Source organism: Vogesella mureinivorans (assembly GCF_007644035.1).
Taxonomy (GTDB): Bacteria; Pseudomonadota; Gammaproteobacteria; order Burkholderiales; family Chromobacteriaceae; genus Vogesella; species Vogesella mureinivorans.
Window position 1 is genome coordinate 1 of sequence record NZ_VMTV02000343.1, and the last position, 2,009, is coordinate 2,009.

A 2,009-nucleotide genomic window follows, 5' to 3' on the forward strand; every position below is an offset into this window, starting at 1 on the left:
TCAAAAAACATAACAACCTCACTCGAATGGAATTGGGTAAATCTATTTAGTCTGTGATTTGCGAACCCATACTTTTTCGCATCACGACAGAACCAACTCCATTCGTTCTGGTTGTATCCGGTACCAGACAATTAAAAACCGTCTTCCAGGTGGTTGGCCTCACTTCGTGAATCCAACCACCTCAGCCAATTTTTCAATCAGCAATGTCGTCAATCACTAAATCGGAACCCACTGGCAAGCCAGCGGGACCCCACGATTTAGAGTTTGACGATTTCGGAAACAGCGAGCGCTGGCAGATTTTAATCTGACTGCGTGAGGTGTTGGCAGGGTGTCGGGGCGCAGCCCTGACGAATCGTTTTTGGCACCGACATCGTGATGGCGGTGTACCAAAAACACATCTTGTCCCAACTGAGTTCGGAAACCGAACTCAGTAATTGAGTGACGTCACTTTGCGGCGTTAGCCCTATCCTGCATCGGAGTAGAACCAATAGGACAAGATGTGTTTTTGGAGTACCGCCGACAAGCGGCGTCCTCTCAAAAACGTCGTGGTCAGGGCTGCGCCCCGACACCCTGTCAGTCTGATTCAGCTTTATCTTTTGACGGTGAGCGACGGTACTTTTTGGATTCGGTTTTCCACTCAAAAGCAATGCGTGAACCATCATCATCGCCTTCGGGAATATCATCCCCGATTACCATATCGGCATCAGTTTCCTGATCGAGTTTCAGTATGTCTTTGAGTGCGCCACCGGTAGCCACAAATCGGCGCTTATGTGTCTGCTTAGTCAATTCGAGGAACCATTCAGGATCAGCAACCATGTCAGCCGGCTTCGTGGAATATTTCAGGGTTTCAGCCACTGCGCCCCGTACAAGTTCCGCAGTTGCAGAAGCCAATGATTCTCCGTCCTTAGGCTTGCGGGGTTTTACTGCTCGAACATCAACATTCGGATCGTAATTCACACGCAAACACTCTCGCCAAAGCTCTACCCAGCGGTCATGTTTAACGTAATCTCGCGTGAACATTGAGGGAGGAACCATCATCAGAGTGTGAAAGTGCGGGTGCGCACTACCGTCACTTCCACGTGTAACTTCCGTGGTGCGGATCCAGCCCTGAACAGGTCGAAACTCTTTGCGATCCTTAAGTCGCTGGAAGGCCATGTTCATTCGGTTAAGTGTCTCACCCAATTCCCCGATCGCGCAGTTTCGCACTGTGAGGGTCAGGAACATCCAGCGTGCATCTGGATAATCCGCAACAATACGCGGCAGGGACTGATAAAAACGGGCTTGCCACATCAGGGATCGCCTCCACTGGCAGACAGGACAGTGCCGGACACGACAGAAATGCGCCTCACGTAGCCTAAGGCGAGTTTCTCCAGTTTCTTTGAGGGTAGACCAACCAAACCTCAGTAAACCGCCACAGGAAGCCATACGCGCCCCGTAGCGCTCATATTCGGCTGCGAGAAGGTAAATCCCACCTACGTCGTCAGAAACGCTTTTGTGAGCGTCCCAGGGCGCGTCTGAGGGGGAGTAATCCGTGAGGTTCTGGAGTTTAGGGTTTTGCATGCACACCGTCCCATGCTGGGCGATGGCTCATTTGACGTGTTATCATTGCCGTATCACCTGTTGGTTGTCGCTTCGAATCGAATTTCTGCAGGTGGTCACACCCCCGAACGATGGCCGTCGTTGCGGGGGTCGCTTTTAAGGCGACCACTCCCAACAGAATACTTCCAAAACCTTCTACAACGCAAATAAGCCCCGAAGCCTTGGTACGCAAGGCTTGATGCCATTTTTTATCGCCAGAGTTATCCCTTAAGTATAAATACAAGGATCGCGCGCGGATCGAACCAGCCATTCAACGCCCACCCGCCACCAAAAACTGCCACAACGCCAGGAGCGAAACAGCAACGCTCAACGCACTATCAACATGATTAAGAACCTCAAAAAACATAACAACCTCACTCGAATGGAATTGGGTAAATCTATTTAGTCTGTGATTTGCGAACCCATACTTT

General features: G+C 50.7%; 1 protein-coding gene. It reads right to left on the reverse strand.

Going from position 1 to position 2,009, the window contains the following annotated elements; translation table 11 throughout:
- Nucleotides 1-573: 573 nt before the first annotated feature.
- The gene (locus FLQ44_RS10180; protein WP_016245711.1) at nt 574-1,560 is read right to left on the reverse strand and encodes a protein rep; all 987 of its coding nucleotides are present in this window, start codon (nt 1,558-1,560) and stop codon (nt 574-576) included.
- Between the last annotated feature and the right edge of the window lie 449 nt (nt 1,561-2,009).

Excerpts from the sequence above, each read along its gene's own strand:
- FLQ44_RS10180 (WP_016245711.1), bottom strand. The coding sequence starts at position 1,560 with ATGCAAAACCCTAAACTCCAGAACCTCACGGATTACTCCCCCTCAGAC.